This is a genomic window from Lutibacter sp., assembly GCF_041555395.1.
GTDB lineage: Bacteria > Bacteroidota > Bacteroidia > Flavobacteriales > Flavobacteriaceae > Lutibacter.
In genome coordinates this window covers 1-16,491 of record NZ_JBFFKM010000022.1, presented here as the reverse complement: position 1 = coordinate 16,491, position 16,491 = coordinate 1, and the positions used below count along the sequence as shown (strand labels likewise).

General features: G+C 32.6%; 15 protein-coding genes. 11 read left to right on the top strand and 4 right to left on the bottom strand.

Annotated elements, in window-relative coordinates; translation table 11 throughout:
- Nucleotides 1-3 precede the first annotated feature (3 nt).
- Nucleotides 4-945 carry an SPFH domain-containing protein gene (locus tag ABY285_RS06515; protein ID WP_372768253.1) on the bottom strand — a complete coding sequence of 314 codons (942 nt, stop codon included), beginning with the start codon at nucleotides 943-945 and terminating at the stop codon, nucleotides 4-6.
- 64 nt (nucleotides 946-1,009) lie between these two features.
- Here ABY285_RS06515 and ABY285_RS06510 point away from each other — a divergent pair, with 64 nt between their 5' ends.
- The gene (locus ABY285_RS06510) at nucleotides 1,010-1,555 is read left to right on the top strand and encodes an acyl-CoA thioesterase (RefSeq protein ID WP_372768251.1); all 546 of its coding nucleotides are present in this window, start codon (nucleotides 1,010-1,012) and stop codon (nucleotides 1,553-1,555) included.
- Between the two features lie 29 nt (nucleotides 1,556-1,584).
- Here ABY285_RS06510 and gltX read toward each other — a convergent pair whose 3' ends face one another.
- Nucleotides 1,585-3,114, bottom strand: a complete 1,530-nt coding sequence (gene gltX, locus ABY285_RS06505; RefSeq protein ID WP_372768249.1) for a glutamate--tRNA ligase — start codon at nucleotides 3,112-3,114, stop codon at nucleotides 1,585-1,587.
- A gap of 499 nt (nucleotides 3,115-3,613) precedes the next feature.
- Between gltX and ABY285_RS06500 the strand changes: the two genes are divergently transcribed.
- The 9 genes from ABY285_RS06500 to ABY285_RS06460 all read left to right on the top strand — a co-directional run bounded on the left by ABY285_RS06500 (nucleotide 3,614) and on the right by ABY285_RS06460 (nucleotide 13,427).
- Nucleotides 3,614-4,015 carry a hypothetical protein gene (locus ABY285_RS06500; RefSeq protein WP_372768247.1) on the top strand — a complete coding sequence of 134 codons (402 nt, stop codon included), beginning with the start codon at nucleotides 3,614-3,616 and terminating at the stop codon, nucleotides 4,013-4,015.
- Between the two features lie 42 nt (nucleotides 4,016-4,057).
- Entirely contained in the window at nucleotides 4,058-4,690 is a 633-nt protein-coding gene (locus ABY285_RS06495; protein WP_372768245.1) for a hypothetical protein, read from the top strand.
- 3 nt (nucleotides 4,691-4,693) lie between these two features.
- On the top strand, nucleotides 4,694-5,491 hold the full coding sequence (locus ABY285_RS06490) for a sensor histidine kinase (RefSeq protein WP_372768243.1): 798 nt from the start codon (nucleotides 4,694-4,696) through the stop codon (nucleotides 5,489-5,491).
- A complete protein-coding gene (locus tag ABY285_RS06485) occupies nucleotides 5,478-6,122 on the top strand; it encodes a response regulator (RefSeq protein WP_372768241.1) in 645 nt (214 codons plus the stop codon). The genes ABY285_RS06490 and ABY285_RS06485 overlap by 14 nt, the downstream gene beginning before the upstream one ends.
- Before the next feature lie 49 nt (nucleotides 6,123-6,171).
- The gene (locus tag ABY285_RS06480) at nucleotides 6,172-9,432 is read left to right on the top strand and encodes a DUF4175 family protein (protein WP_372768239.1); all 3,261 of its coding nucleotides are present in this window, start codon (nucleotides 6,172-6,174) and stop codon (nucleotides 9,430-9,432) included.
- Nucleotides 9,433-9,444: 12 nt separating this feature from the next.
- A complete protein-coding gene (ybeY, locus tag ABY285_RS06475) occupies nucleotides 9,445-9,858 on the top strand; it encodes an rRNA maturation RNase YbeY (RefSeq protein ID WP_372768237.1) in 414 nt (137 codons plus the stop codon).
- 32 nt (nucleotides 9,859-9,890) lie between these two features.
- On the top strand, nucleotides 9,891-11,762 hold the full coding sequence (gene mnmG, locus ABY285_RS06470; RefSeq protein ID WP_372768235.1) for a tRNA uridine-5-carboxymethylaminomethyl(34) synthesis enzyme MnmG: 1,872 nt from the start codon (nucleotides 9,891-9,893) through the stop codon (nucleotides 11,760-11,762).
- Between the two features lie 65 nt (nucleotides 11,763-11,827).
- Complete coding sequence (locus tag ABY285_RS06465) at nucleotides 11,828-12,691, top strand: class I SAM-dependent methyltransferase (protein ID WP_372768233.1); 864 nt, start codon at nucleotides 11,828-11,830, stop codon at nucleotides 12,689-12,691.
- A 229-nt stretch (nucleotides 12,692-12,920) separates the two neighbouring features.
- A complete protein-coding gene (locus tag ABY285_RS06460) occupies nucleotides 12,921-13,427 on the top strand; it encodes an OmpH family outer membrane protein (RefSeq protein WP_372768231.1) in 507 nt (168 codons plus the stop codon).
- A gap of 90 nt (nucleotides 13,428-13,517) precedes the next feature.
- Here ABY285_RS06460 and ABY285_RS06455 read toward each other — a convergent pair whose 3' ends face one another.
- The gene (locus ABY285_RS06455; RefSeq protein WP_372768230.1) at nucleotides 13,518-14,651 is read right to left on the bottom strand and encodes a saccharopine dehydrogenase family protein; all 1,134 of its coding nucleotides are present in this window, start codon (nucleotides 14,649-14,651) and stop codon (nucleotides 13,518-13,520) included.
- Nucleotides 14,652-15,047: 396 nt separating this feature from the next.
- On the opposite strand from ABY285_RS06455, the gene ABY285_RS06450 reads away from it, so the two are divergent.
- Nucleotides 15,048-15,803: a membrane metalloprotease gene (locus tag ABY285_RS06450; RefSeq protein WP_372768228.1), complete on the top strand. Its 756-nt coding sequence runs from the start codon at nucleotides 15,048-15,050 to the stop codon at nucleotides 15,801-15,803.
- 13 nt (nucleotides 15,804-15,816) lie between these two features.
- Here ABY285_RS06450 and ABY285_RS06445 read toward each other — a convergent pair.
- A partial coding sequence (locus tag ABY285_RS06445; RefSeq protein ID WP_372768226.1) for a TIGR01212 family radical SAM protein occupies nucleotides 15,817-16,491 on the bottom strand: 675 nt, incomplete at its 5' end.

The window sequence follows — 16,491 nt, the reverse complement described above, 5'->3', positions numbered from 1 at the left end:
ATGCTATTTTTTTGGCTTTTTCTTCACGATACCCTTTTCATCATTGGCTTTTTTCATAGCTTCCCCAATAACGTTTGAAGCGGTAAATGATGCCACCATATTGTTTAGCATATCACTCCCGGCTTGGGGTGAATTTGGCAATAAAATAAGATTTGAATTTACATGTTCTCCTATACTTTGAAGGGTGTCATAATGTTGTGTAACCACAATTAAAGCGGAAGCTTCTTGTGAGTTGATACCAACATTGTTAAGCACATCAACAGATTCTTCTAAACCGCGTGCAATTTCCCTGCGTTGGTCTGCAATTCCTCTTCCTTGCAATCGTTTGCTTTCTGCCTCCGCTTTTGCGCGTTCCACAATTAAAATACGTTGGGCATCACCTTCGTGTTGCGCCGCAATTTTTTCTCGTTCAGCTGCATTGATACGGTTCATGGCATCTTTCACTTTTTGATCTGGATCAATATCTGTTACCAAAGCTTTCACAATATCGTATCCGTAATTTAACATCGCCTCTTTTAATTCCCTTTGAATGGCGTGCGCAATATCATCTTTCTTCTCAAAAACATCATCTAAAATCATTTTTGGAACTTCAGCACGAACCACATCAAACATAAAAGCAGTAATTTGTTCATGTGGATTTTGAAGTCGGTAAAAAGCATCGTAAACCTTATCCTGTAAAATTTGAAATTGAACCGAAATTTTTAAATGCACAAAAACATCATCTTTTGTTTTGGTTTCAACAATGACATCCAGTTGTGTAATCCGCAAGCTAATACGTCCGGCAACCTGATCAATCAGGGGAATTTTAAGTTGTAACCCGGCGCCTCTTACGCTGTGAAATTTTCCAAATCTTTCAATAATAGCATTTGTTTGTTGGCGTACCGTAAACAAGCCCGACAAAATAAGCAGTGCTATAATAAAAATAGCAATAAACATTCCAATCATTTTTTCTATTTGTTAATTAATAATTCACTAAAATTACATCATTTCAACAATTAATATTTGGTATATGGAAAATATGTTTAAAACCTCAAAAGATTCAGAAATTATATTAACGGAATTAATGCTTCCGTCACACTCAAATTTTAGGCGTAAAATTCATGGTGGCTTTATTTTATCGCTTATGGATAAAGCCGCATTTGCATCTGCATCTAAATTTTCTGGACAGTATTGTGTGACGGCATCCGTAAACCGGGTCGATTTTTTAAATCCGATAGAAGTAGGTGAGTTGGTAACTATGAAATCTAGCGTTAACTATGTAGGGAATTCTTCCATGGTTGTTGGTATTAGAGTTGAATCTCAAAATATTAGAAATGGAGAAATTAAGCATTGTAACTCTTCTTATTTTTCGATGGTTGCAAAAGACGAAAATGGTAAATCTGTAAAAGTACCAGGACTTATAATTTCGAATTTTGATGGGTTACGTCGTTTTTTACGCTCTATTAAGCATATAAAAATGAGAAACGATCGTAAAATTGAATTTAGTAAAGAAAATTTTAAAGTTGAAAAATATGAGGAAGCTTTAAAAAATTATCATGTAAAAATCGAAATATAAAAAAAGGAGCCTATAAGCTCCTTTTAGTTTTATAAAGTATCAGTAGCTTTTTTTATTCTATTGATTGTTTCTTGTTTTCCTATCATTTCGGCAATATCAAACAAGTTCGGCCCTTTTAACGCTCCTACCAGGCTTAATCTAAATGGTTGCATCACTTTTCCGAAACCAATTTCTTTGGTGGTTATCCATTCTTTAACCGTAGTTTCAAAGTTAAGGGAAGTAAAATATTCAACTGTTTCAATAACCGCAATCAATTCCTTCATTAATTCTGGTGAATCTTCTTTCCATTGTTTTTTAACAGCTTTTTCATCGTATGCAGCCGGAGTTTCAAAAAAGAAATTGCTCAAGTCCCAAAAATCAGCAACAAAAGTTGCCCGTTCCTTAATTAGCGAAATAACCTTAATCACAAATTCATTGTCTTTTTTGATGCCTTTTTCAGCTAGAATTGGCATATAAAGTTCAGCCAATTCTTTATCAGATTTCAACAACATATATTGCTGGTTAAACCAGTTTGTTTTATCCGGACTAAATTTTGCGCCGCTTTTGCTTACGCGCTCTATGGTAAATGCATCAGAAAGTTCTTCCAACGTAAAAATTTCCTGTTCCGTTCCGGGATTCCACCCTAAGAGCGCCAGCATATTTATAAAAGCATCGGCAAAATAACCATCTTCTTTATAACCGCGGGATATTTCCCCCGTCTCTTCATTTTTATAAGCCAAAGGAAATACCGGAAATCCTAATTTATCGCCATCACGTTTGCTTAATTTTCCTTTTCCTACAGGTTTTAATATGAGCGGTAAATGTGCAAATTCAGGCGTTTTCCAACCAAATGCTTCGTATAAAGCAATATGAAGCGGAAGTGAAGGCAGCCATTCTTCACCACGAATAACGTGGGTAATTTCCATTAAATGATCGTCAACAATATTTGCCAAATGATAGGTTGGCATTCCATCACTTTTAAACAATATCTTATCATCTAATATGTCTTTTCTAAAGGAAACATCTCCCCTTATCATATCAACAGTTTCAATAGTAGCTTCTGTTTCTTCAATTAAAGGTTCATGCATTTTAAAACGCACTACGTATTTATCGCCATTTGCCAATCTTTTTGAAACTTCTTCTTTTGACAAAGAGATGGAATTTGTTAGTTTTAGTCTGTTATGCCAGTTGTAAATGAACGTTTTTCCTTTTTCTTCGTGATCAATTCTGTGAAAATCCAGTTCTTCATTGGTGTCAAAAGCGTAATAGGCTTTGCCTTTTTCAATCAATATTTGAGCATATTGTTTGTATATATCTTTTCGTTCGGATTGGCGATAAGGTCCGAATTTTTCGTTTTTTCCAGGTCCTTCATCGAAAGGAATGTTGCACCAGTTTAATGCATCAATAATATATTGTTCAGCATTCGCAACATAACGGGTTTGATCTGTATCCTCAATGCGTAAAATAAAAGTGCCATTATGTTTTTTGGCAAATAAATAGTTAAAAAGTGCAGTTCTTACACCGCCAATATGTAAAGGCCCCGTTGGGCTTGGAGCAAATCGAACACGAACATTTGTCATTTTATCAATAGTTTTAGGGTGCAAAGATAAATTATCAATAGGAATAAGCGTATTTTATAATAAAAAAAGGTTGCTTGAAAGCAACCTTTAAAATCAGCCCAATATTGATTTTACCCCCCCTTTATATTAACCGAGGATTAATGAGCTTTGTGTGGGTATTAATGGACAATAGTTTTTATGGTTATATTCTTATATTTTTTTCTAAGGATCTTTGCGTTTCTGAACGGGAAATCACTTTATTTAACAGGTAAAAATTTAGGCTTATCAGTATTAATATAATCACTCCAACTATAATTGTCTGTTGATTTTTTATATTTAAATATTTACTGAAAATCATTTTTTTAGTATTTATTTTATCAAATGTACATAACTATTTAATCTTTGGCATTAGGGTAATTCCCTTTTTTAAAGGGGATATTTCCCTTTTTTATTTAATTTATTTAACTTAATGTTAATAGAAAAGATTAACTTTATCATTATGATTTAAAATGAAATACATATGAAAAAAATTACACCACAAGAAGCAAAAGAACTAAATCAAAATTTTGTGAGTACACGCACCAAAGCCATAGATGTGGCGATTGGAAAAAAAGATGCTATTTCTAGTTGGTTTTCTTTGGGTGATTTAAAAGAGTACATCGCTTATGTTGAAAGTGAAGGAAAAGCGAAAGGAATTACGGTAAATGGATTACGGGTTTATTTTGGGGCGTATCCTAAAAACGATAAAAATCCCGCCAAAAACAACTATGCTACGGTATTTTTTGCACCAACACAGGCTAAAAAAGGGTCTTTGCAAAAAGATAGCGTTACAGCAGTAGTAAGTAGTTCTGATGTTGAAGAAATTGATGCTTTAAATGGTGTACCGGAGATCCACCTTCCGCTACATACCCTCAATAATTGAAAATTAGTAAGAAAATTCATATAAAGAAAACTGCGTTTTTTAATGGATAAATATGCATATATATCTATTTATGCTTTAACACTTGCTGTTGGTTTATATAGTTTTAAAAAATACAACCATAATTTACACTTAAAATTATGGTTGTATTTTTTGGTATATTCGTTTATAACTGAAATTATAGGAGTCTATCTTATTTATTTTGTACATTTAAGTGCGAATATTTTATATAACACATGGTGGTTGGCTAATTCTATATTTTATATGTTTTTCTTTTTGGGTAAGATTGAATTGCCTATAAAAAAGAAACTACTTATAGGTTTAGTTTCAATTTTTGTCATCTATAATATAATTAGTACATTGTTTTATAGAAATTACCAAAATGAAATATTTGTAGATAGTTTTATTTTAGGTCAACTATTTGTTGTGCTAACAATTATGCTTTATTATACGGAGTTACTTAAAAGTAATGCGATTCTGAATATTAATCAATCATTGTTTTTTTGGATAAGTATTGGGGCTTTAATTTTTAATATTGGCATGCTTCCTGTATTTGTTATAGCTGAATTTATAGATTGGCAAGGAATTTTTAATTATATAATACTTGGGTTAAATATTATATTGAGTCTTTGTTTTATCACAGGTTTTATAGTGAGTAAAAAAGAGTATAATACTTAGCTTATGGACCAAAACGAAATACAGGCGTTAATTTTTGTTACCACCATTATTGTTTTAATTTTAGCGATAACTTTAATAGTTTTCTTTTTTTATTTTCAGCAGAAAAAAACCAACTATTTAATTGAACAACGAGAAATTCAACAGCGTTTTGAAGAAGAAATCACCAAATCAAAATTGGAAATTCAGGAGCAGACGCTTCAAAACATTAGTTGGGAAATTCATGACAATATTGGACAGCTTTTGTCGGTTGCAAAAATGCAATTGAATATGGTGCAAATGGATTTATCTGAAAAGGAGCAAAATAAAATTATGGAAATTGGTGATATTGTAAGTAAAAGTCTTCAAGAACTTAGGTGGTTGGCTAAATCGTTAAGCCCAGAAACCATTAAAAACAAAGGTTTAATTGAGTCCATAACTCACGAAATTAGCCGATTTAACCGTCTTAACTTCGTGAATGCAACATTGACCGTTTCAGAAAATCACTATCAATTAAGCAACGAAAAGGAAATCATTCTATTTAGAATTTTGCAGGAATTTTGCAACAATAGCTTAAAGTATTCAAAGGCGGAAAATTTAACTGTTGAATTGAATTATAAGCCATCTCATTTAGATATATTTATTGAAGATGACGGCATCGGGTTTGACATGAATGATACAGCCAACCATGACGGAATTGGTCTATTGAATATGAAAAGTCGCACAAAATTAATCGGGGCAACATTTGAAATGAGATCTATTGAAAATAAAGGAACTAAGCTATATATTAGTTGTCCAAAAGAAGAAGCGCATGAAAAAAATTGACATTATTATTGTAGATGACCATTTACTGTTTTCACAAGCGCTTAATGGTTTAATTTCTAACTTTGAGGAGTTTAACGTGCAGGCTGTTTTAGCTAATGGGAAGGAGCTTGTAACTTATTTTTCCATAGAAAATAAATATCCCGACATTGTTTTAATGGATATTCAAATGCCTATAATGAATGGGTTTGAAGCTACACAATGGCTAAAAACGAACCAACCGCAAATTAAAGTTTTGGCACTTTCCATGGAATGTGAAGAGGAAACTATTTTAAAAATGCTTCGTGTGGGCGCCAAAGGTTATTTACTCAAAGATATTCACCCTTCTGTGCTGGAACATGCGTTAAAAGAGTTACACACAACAGGTTTTTATTATACCGAAAATGTAGCGAATACATTGTTGAATTCAACAAATCACAAGAAAAATCAAAATAATATATTTTTTAAGGAAAAGGAACTGGAATTTTTGAAATTGGCATGCACCGAAATGACCTACAGACAAATTGCAGAAGTCATGTTTTTAAGTCCTAAAACCATAGAAAATTACAGAGAGGCATTATTTGTTAAATTAAATGTTAAATCAAGAATAGGACTTGTTTTATTTGCGATTAAAGAAAAAATTGTGACACTATAATTTAATTTTTAATTATTTTTAGCTTTCAATTGGGTTAATCATAAATAAATTGAACGATTTTAATCGCATACGGGAAAAACTTCAAGAGTTTATTAAAAAATATTATTTTAATGAATTGATAAAAGGATTGCTTTTGTTTTTCGCAATTGGCTTATTGTACTTTATTTTCACGCTTTTTGTCGAATATTTTTTGTGGCTAAAGCCTATTGCTCGTTCCTTTTTATTTTGGTTGTTTATTATTATTGAAGTTGCGTTGTTTGTCGGTTACATTATTTTTCCTTTGATTAAAATTTTTGGATTAAAAAGAGGATTGACCGAAGTTGAATCTTCCAAAATTATAGGAAATCATTTTCCTGAAGTGAAAGATAAGTTATTGAATATGTTGCAGTTAAACGTAGGTCAGCAAAATTCTGAACTAATTGAAGCCAGCATTGTGCAAAAATCAAAAGAATTGCAGCCCATTCCTTTTAAAGGCGCTATCGATTTTACAAAAAACAAGAAATATTTAAAATTCGCCATCATTCCATTCTTGATATGGTTGTTGGTTTTTATAACGGGAAATATTTCAATTTTAACAGACAGTTTTTACAGGGTTGTTAATTACAATAAGGTTTATTTGCCGCCGGCCCCGTTTTATTTTTCTATTTTAAACGAATCTTTTTCGGTTGTTGAAGGCCAGTCATTTATTCTTCAGGTTGAAACCATTGGAAATACGGTTCCCGAAAATGTTAAAATCAACTTTTCAAACGAAAGTTATTATTTGGAAAATAGCGTTTTGGGAAAATTTCAATATTCCTTTTCAAAAATTCAAAAACCTATAAAATTTTATTTAGAAGCCAATGGGGTTGAGTCTGAAATTTATCAGATAAGGCCTATCGAAACTCCCGTTATCAACTATTTAAAAATGGTTTTGCAATATCCAATTTATACAGGTAAACAAAATAAAGTAATACAAAATACCGGCAACGCAAGTGTTCCGCAGGGCACAAAAATTACGTGGCAAATTGAAACCGGAAAAACGGATACCATTTCTTTTATTCCGAACAAAGAAGCAACCGTTTATTTCACGAAAAATGCCAAGGAGTATTTTAGTTTCTCTAAACAGGTATTTAATGCCTTAAGTTATAATATCACCACATCCAACCAAGAATTGCGGGACTATGAATCGCTTAATTTTTTAATTCAGGTGATTCCTGATGAGCAACCACAAATCAGGGTAAACTCTGATATTGATTTCATAAACAGAGGTCCCGTGCAGTTTGTGGGTCAGGTAAGTGACGATTATGGAGTAAATAAACTTCAAATGGTATATTACGACAAAAACAATAAAAAAGCGCTTAAATCGCATTTGATTGACGTTGTAAAATCTTCAATTTCCGACTTTTATTATGTTTTTCCTGATGGAATTTCTCTGGAAGAAGGCGTTGACTATGAGCTCTATTTTGAAGTTTTTGACAATGATGCTGTTAACGGAAGCAAAAGTTCAAAAAGCAGAACATTTTCTTATTACAAGAAAAAAGAAAAGGAAATAGCAGAAGAGTTGTTGGAAGAGCAAAAGGAAACCATTGGCGAACTTTCTAAGTTGGTTGATAAAGCCAAAAAATCGAATAAAGATGTAGAGAAATTAAAAAATGAACTTCAAAAAAACGCAGAGATCGATTGGAACGACACGAAGAAATTGGAGGAATTACTAAAGCGTCAAGCTCAGTATCAGGAAATGATTCAAAAGCAAACCAATGAACTTCAAAAAAACCTTAATGAGCAACGAGACCAAATTAAAACAAAGGAGAACGAAGAGGAATTGCTGAAACGAATTGAAGAAACCAAAAACTTAGCGAAGCAAGAAAAAATGCTGGAGGAATTGAAAGAGCTTTCCAAAAAATTGAACAAGGAAGATTTGACGGAGAAGTTAAAGGAAATGGTGAAAAGGAACAAAAGGAATGAACAAAGTTTAGAACGTATATTAGAACTCACCAAACGTTTTTATGTGGAGCAAAAGGCAAATCAAATACGGGAGAATCTTGAAAATTTATCAAAAAAAGAAGAAACTTTGTCCAATGAAAATCAACAAAAAAATACTTCAGAAAATCAACAGGAGCTTAATAAAGAATTCGATGCAATTAAAAAAGATGCCAATGAATTGCAAAAACAAAATGCCGATTTAAAACGACCGATGGAACTTCCCGATAATAAGGAAGAAATGAATGACATCAACAAAGACTTAAACAAAGCATTAGAACAATTAAGGGAACATCAAACAGAAAACGCAAAAAAAAGTCAGAAATCTGCCGCAAAAAAAATGCGGGAATTAAGTAAAAGTATGGAGCAGGCTATGATGACCATGGAAGGAGAAACTATTGATGAAAATATCGACGATCTTCGAAAAATTGTCGACAATCTAATCGTGTTTTCTTTTGAACAGGAAGATTTGCTTGACCGGTTTTCCGCTTCGGATATGAACCATGCTGAGTATCCGAACAATTTAAAAAAGCAACATGTTTTAAAAGAGTATTTTAATCATATTGACGACAGTTTATATGTGTTAGCATTACGATTGGTTACTATGAGTACAATGATTCAAAAAGAGGTTTCTGATACGCATTATTACTTGGATGAATCTTTACTTAATTTTGCAGATGATATGGTAGGTTTGGGGATTTCTGACCAACAATTTGTCATAACATCGGTAAACAATCTCGCCAATTCTCTTAGTGATTTGCTGGAAAGTTTAATGAATGCTTCTCCAAGTTTTGGTCAGGGAAATGGAAAGGGAAAAGGAAATTCACAATCATTTGGTTTGCCTGATATTATTAAAAAGCAAGGGGAACTTAATGAAAAAATTAAGGACGGGTTGGAAAAAGGTGAAAATGAAGGAAAAAAACCAGGTGAAAATGGCGAAGGTGTGAATGCTGAATTGTATGAAATTTACAAACAACAGGAACAACTTAAAAATATGTTAAATGACATTTTGGGTGATAATCTCGAAAATCAGAGAGGTTCGGGAGAGGCCGTAAAAATGATGGAAGTCTTAGAAAAGGAATTATTAGAGAAAGGATTTACAAAAGATATTGTGCAAAAAATAATACAGTTAAATTATGAGTTGCTGAAATTACAAAAGGCAACCCTGCAACAAGGAGAGGATGCCGAGCGAAAATCGGAAACTTCCAAGGTGATTTTTGAAAAGAGAAATATAGATGCAATTGAGTTCAAGAATCAGTATTTTAATTACAATGAAATATTAAACAGACAATCATTACCTTTGCGCACTGTTTACAAAAAGAAAGTGCAGGAATATTTTAAAACCGATTAATATTAAGGGAAAATGATTCAATTTAATTATGAAACCAATTTCAAGCTGGAAAGTGAAGAGATTATCCAAAGTTGGATTTCTGCTTGTATAGAACTATATGGTTTTAGTGAAGGCGAACTCAATTATATTTTCTGTGACGACGATTACCTTCTAAAATTGAATGTGGAATTTTTGGAACATGATACCCTGACTGATATTATTAGTTTTGATTACACTATGGGAAAATTAATTAGCGGAGATATTTTTATTTCCGTTGAAAGGGTTCATGAAAACGCTAAATTATTTAGTCAAACTATTGATAATGAATTACATAGAGTAATGATTCATGGTGTTCTGCATTATATGGGTTTTAAAGACAAAACCGAGAGGGATAAAGAAGTGATGCGTATTGAAGAGGATAAATGTTTGGATTTAATCAATGCTTAATAAATGTTCCACGTGGAACAAAATATTGAATTATGTTTAGTACAGTATATGATGTAATTGTTGTTGGAGGTGGGCATGCCGGTAGCGAAGCTGCAGCGGCAAGTGCCAATATGGGGGCGCACACACTTTTAATTACGATGAGTTTACAAAACATTGCTCAAATGAGCTGTAATCCTGCAATGGGAGGAATTGCTAAGGGACAAATTATTCGCGAAATTGATGCTTTAGGCGGCTATAGTGGTGTGGTTACAGATAAAACTGCTATTCAATTTAAGATGTTGAATAAATCGAAGGGGCCTGCCATGTGGAGTCCGCGTGCTCAAAGTGACCGGATGCGTTTTGCTGAATGCTGGAGGCTGATGCTGGAGCAAACCAGCAATTTGGATTTCTATCAGGACATGGTAAATGGTTTATTGTTCGAAGACGCTAAAATTGTTGGTGTCAGAACTTCTCTTGGTATTGAAATTAAAGCAAAATCTGTTATTATAACTGCAGGAACTTTTTTGAATGGTTTAATTCATATCGGTGATAAAACTTTTGGAGGCGGTAGGGCAGGAGAAAGAGCGTCAACCGGAATTACCGAAGATTTAATTAAAGTTGGCTTTGAGGCCGGTAGAATGAAAACCGGAACACCACCCAGAGTGGATGGCCGTTCATTGGACTATTCTAAAATGATTGAACAGCCGGGTGATGAAACTCCCGAAAAATTCTCTTATTTAGCTAGCACTAAGCCATTGGAAATCCAACGTTCTTGTTATATGACCTACACTTCTTTGGAAGTACATGACATCCTTCGGGAAGGTTTTGACAGGTCGCCCATGTTTAATGGTCGAATCAAAAGTATTGGTCCGAGATATTGTCCTTCAATAGAGGATAAAATTGATCGTTTCGCAACCAAAGACCGTCACCAACTTTTTGTGGAGCCGGAAGGGTGGGATACCGTAGAGGTTTATGTAAATGGTTTTTCTACTTCTTTGCCCGAAGAAATTCAGGACAAGGCTTTGCGTAAAGTTGCCGGTTTTGAAAACGTGAAATTCTTTAGGTTTGGTTACGCAATTGAATACGATTATTTTCCACCAACGCAATTAAAACATTCTTTAGAAACAAAACGGATTAAAAATCTTTATTTTGCCGGACAAATAAATGGAACCACAGGTTATGAAGAAGCGGCTGCACAAGGTTTGATGGCAGGGATAAACGCGGCACTTAATATTCAGGGAAGGGAGCCATTTGTGTTAAAACGTGATGAGGCTTATATAGGTGTTTTAATCGACGATTTAATTACAAAAGGAACGGAAGAACCTTATAGAATGTTTACTTCAAGAGCTGAATACAGAACTTTGTTGCGTCAGGATAATGCTGACTTAAGGTTAACGCCAATGGCATATAAAATTGGAATGGTTTCAAAAGAACGTATGGATAGGGTTGTTGAAAAGCAGGATAAAACTGATTTGTTTGTGAAATTTTTAATCGAAACCAGTGTGCTTCCGGAAGAAATAAATCCAATTTTGGAGGCTAATAATTCTTCTAAAATTGACCAGTCTATGAAGATGTTTAAGATAGCCGCAAGACCACAACTGAATTTTACAGATCTTAGGAAAATATCCAAAGTAGAAGCCTTTGTTATTGAAAATAATATAGATCGTGAAGTAGAGGAACAAACTGAGATTCATGTAAAATATGCCGGCTATATTGATAAGGAAAGGAATCAGGCAGATAAGGTAAACCGATTGGAAAATGTTTCAATTCCGGCCAAATTCGACTATTCAAAGGTGAAATCTTTGTCTATTGAAGCGTGTCAGAAGCTGAGTAAAATACAGCCAATAACCATCTCTCAAGCCAGCAGAATCAGTGGTGTTTCACCAAGCGATATTTCTGTTTTATTGGTTTATATGGGCCGTTAATTTTAAGCGTTCCACGTGGAACCTTTAAATGAAACCTAGTTAAATTACTTCAAATTAATTAAAAGATGGATCCTGAAACAACGCATTATTTAACTTGTAAAGATTACACGGTATCGAATAAAATATTTGATTTATTGTATCATGAAGCGTTAGATATGCTTGAAACTTTTCCTCAGCCAAAGATAGAAGAATTGTCGGGTTATTATGAAAGTGATGATTATATCTCACATACCGATTCGAAAAAATCAGGAACCGAAAAGCTTTATCAGTTTGTAAAAAAAATTGCGTTAGGCTCGAAATTAAAACTAATCAATTCTTTTAAAACAACCGATAAAAATTTATTGGATGTAGGTTGTGGAACTGGAGATTTTTTGCTGACTTGTAAAAATAATGGATGGAAAGTAACGGGAGTAGAGCCAAATCCAAAAGCTAAAATTAGTGCAGAAAATAAATTAAGAGTTGAATCAGATTCTAAAATTTATTCAGAAATCAATCATTTAAAAAATGAAGCAAAATTTGATGTTATTACCTTATGGCATGTATTGGAACATGTTCCAAATTTAGACATCTATATTTCGACTTTGAAATTGTTGTTAAAACCAAATGGTGTTTTAATTATTGCGGTTCCAAATTTTAAAAGTTATGACGCCAATTATTACAAACAATTTTGGGCAGCTTTTGACGTGCCGAGACATTTATGGCATTTCTCAAAAAAATCGATTCAGGGATTGTTTGCAAAACAGGAAATGAGCGTCATTAAAATTTTACCAATGGTGTTTGATTCATTTTATGTTTCTTTATTAAGTGAAAAATATAAAAATGGAAAAAGTAATTTTTTGAAGGCTTTTTACATCGGATTGATCTCAAATATAAAAGCAATGGGGACCAAAGAGTATTCTTCCTTAATTTACCTCATTAAAAACACCTAATATTAATTTTAAGGCTATTTAAGCGCGGTTTTTAATACTAAGCTAATTGTGGCATTTCCTTTTTGTAAAGTAGCTTGTATTAAGAGATAACGCGCTCGTTTTTTATCAAAATTTACTATAACAATACAATTAATAATAGATAAAATCAATATTATAAATTATTTCACAAAACGTTGTTTTTTGTTTATATATTCGCACAAAATTTATTCAACAATTCAAAATCCTAAAAATGAAAAAAATACTTATTATCGCTTTTGCTTTTGCATTGGCATCTTGTAACCAAACAAAAATAGCCTATATTGATGTTGAAGTTTTAATGAAAGATTATAATGCAACAAAAGATCTAGAAGTAAGGTTAAAAGCAAAGCAAGAAGTTTTTGCGAAAGAGTTGGACAGCCTGCAAGGTCCTTTTCAATTAAAGGTTCAGGAATATTATAAAGTTGCGCAAAAAATGAGCCCTCAACAAAGAGCGGAAGCAGAAGGTGTTTTACAACAAGAACAACAGTTTTTGCAAGCGAGACAACAACAAGCCTCTGAAGAACTTCAAAAGGAAAATCTAGAAAACAGTGAAGCTTTAACTAAAAAAGTAGATAGTTTTGTGGCTGATTATGCAAAAGCCAAAGGTTATCAATTAATTATTGGAACATCAGGAAAAGGAACTGTAATGTACGGAGACGAAAAACTAAATGTAACTACAGATATTTTAGAGGTGTTAAATAATGATTATTCAAAATAATAAATTTTAAATACCCCTTAAAAAAATCGTCTAAGAATTAATTCTTAGACGATTTTTTTTTCAACTATATTAAAAACATTCAAGTTCTAATTAAAGTTCCACTTTTGTATATATTACATTTCTCTCTTTTAAATAATTAAGGAAATAATTAAAGCATTTTTCATGTTTACCAACCAATTCAGGAGGAAAGACACCTTTTTCCTTAAACAAACCATCTAAAAACAAATTGGCAGCAGCCGTGGCAGTATATCCGGTAGTCCTTGCCATTGAAGAAGTAATTGTTTTTGGGCAAAATTCGTCATGTAGATTATAGACAATAGTTTTGCTTTCACCTATTTTATTTGTGCCTTTCAGTGTAATTCGCATCACGGTAATTTCTTCTTCAGTATCTCCTAATTTCCACTCGTTAAATAATATTTTTGATGAAAACTCAAGAGGTGAAATGTCAATTCCGTTAATATTTATTTTTTCTTCATTGAAAAATCCGCTTTTTTTCAACACATTGATATATTCAATATGACCAGGATAGCGCAATGTTTTTTCTTTCATATTAGGGATATGGGTCATGGTGTAAATGATGGATCTCAATCCGTCTGAATTAAAGGATTCTAAGGTTCCAACACCATCAAAATCAACAAATTCAACATCCGATAAGGCATCTTTTACAACAACATTTCCGTTTTCCACATAACGAGCCGGGCGCGTATATTCTTCAATAACATCAACAGGAGAAAATGGCGCTTTATAGTTAAAAGGCCATTTTTTTACTTTTGGCAAACCGCCAACCAAGCACTCAAAATCAGTAATATTTAATTTTTCGTTGTAATAGCCTAGGATAATATTTCCCATTCCGGGAGCTACACCGCAATCAACAATAGCGGTTATATTTTTTTGTTTGGCAAGTTCATTTAATTCCAAGGAGTTTTCAGGGAAAAACGAAATATCTATCACGTTTTTTTCGGCTTCAATAATGGCTTTTAGCGTTTCAAAACCCAAAAAACCAGGAACGGCACAAATCACCAAATCAAATGGACTTATTGTTTTTTGAAGTGCCGCTTTATTGGTCACATCCAACACAATTTGGCTAAGTTTGTCACATTTTTTTACAGCCTTATCCAAGGCGCCTTTATTAAAATCTGTGATAGAAACTGAATGATTTTTTGCCATGTCAATGGCCATTGTGGAACCAACCATGCCGGCACCTAAAACTATAATATTGCTCATAATACGTATAAATTTGAAATTGAAAATAATAGAAATTGAAAGCGTTTTTGCTTTATTTTGGAGAAAGATAAGAGCGTAATTACAATCCCGGAATTAAAATCCAAGGCATTTCGGAGATGTGTTTAGTAAGGAATAATAACATACGCTAAACTTACAATTTATTTATGGTAAATACTATGTGTGGCAAATTTTTTTAACAATTAAAATGACATAATACCTAAGGGTAATTTTTTTAATATGTTTTTTAGTTTGTTGAACGTCATTTATTTAAGTAAGTTATTGCCTTCTTTTGGAAACCAAATTCATTTAATGATATTATTTACGGGATTATAAAGTTTCTATTTTCAAAGAGAATAAATACGGTAATTTACTGTTATTCAATTAAAATTAAAGCAAATGAATAATATATTTAAAAGTGTTTTGCTAATTTTCTTTTTAACTATAAGTTGTAATAAAGACGACAGTTTAGGGAATGATTTAAATAACAGCAATTATCCTTATAAACAACAGATTGGTTATTCAGCAAACGATATTTTATCGAACAAAATATTTACAACTATTATTATTGAAGTAATGTATATTGATGGATTTAAACCCACTTCTGAAACATTAACAAACCTCAAAAAATTTATAGGATTGAGAACTTATAAAACCAATATTTTGATTGAGGAAAGATTGATTGATATCTCTACGAAATCAATATATTCAATAGATGATGTAAGAAATATTGAAGACCTTAACCGAAGCATATTTACTATTGAAAATCAACTGGCAATTTCAGCATTATTTTTAAACGGGAGCTCTTCAAGCGATTCAGGAAATTCAGTAATATTAGGTACCTCTTATAGAAATACCTCATTTGTTATTTTTGAAGAAAAGATACAATCTTTATCCAATGTTCATGCTGGAACTAGCCTTGAAGTTTTGGAATCTACCATAATTTTACATGAATTTTGCCATCTTTTGGGACTAGTCAATTTTGGAACAGAAATGATAAATAATCATGAAGACACGGCGAATAAAGCTCATTGTTCAGTTGAAAATTGTTTAATGTATCATCAAGTTGAGAATGCTCAGAGTATTTTTGGAGGACAAATACCTCAATTGGATCCATTTTGTTTAGAGGATTTAAAAGCCAATGGAGGGAAATAATTAGAAGTATTAATTATCCCTTGTAAAATTTACCCTGCCAGGTATTTTTCTCAACCAGCTTTTTATCGATTTTAGCTACAATCTCGAAGTTTTTTAGACCATCCCATTTTGGTGCAATCAATAAATCATAAGGCGCCTCACTTGCAAATCTTTCAATGCTGATATCCGGACGCAAATAGCCCAAAAATTCGCTCATAAAATCAACATAACTTTCAGAGGTAAACAAATTGAAATCTGCAGGATTTCTTTTGTATTGCACCGCCATAATGGAGTTTTTGACAATTTGTAAATGGTGCATTTTTAATGCATGAATAGGAAGTTTGGAGATTTCAGTTGCATGATTCAGCAATTCGGCTTTGGTTTCTCCCGGCAAACCTATGATTAAATGGGCGCCCAAATGAATTCCTTTGTTGGTACAACGTTCAAAAGCAATTTGAGTTTCTTCAAAAGTGTGGCACCTGTTTACTTTCAATAAGGTTTTATTTAAAGTGCTTTCAACGCCAAATTCCAATGAAATAAAATATTTTTTAGACAGAAAGGACAAGTAATCAATCACTTCATCTGAAATACAATCGGGTCGGGTACCAATAACCAATCCAATAACGTTAGGAAAACTCAAGGCTTCATCATACATTTTTTTAAGTGATTCAATATCTGAATACGTGTTTGTATATGCTTGAAAATAAGC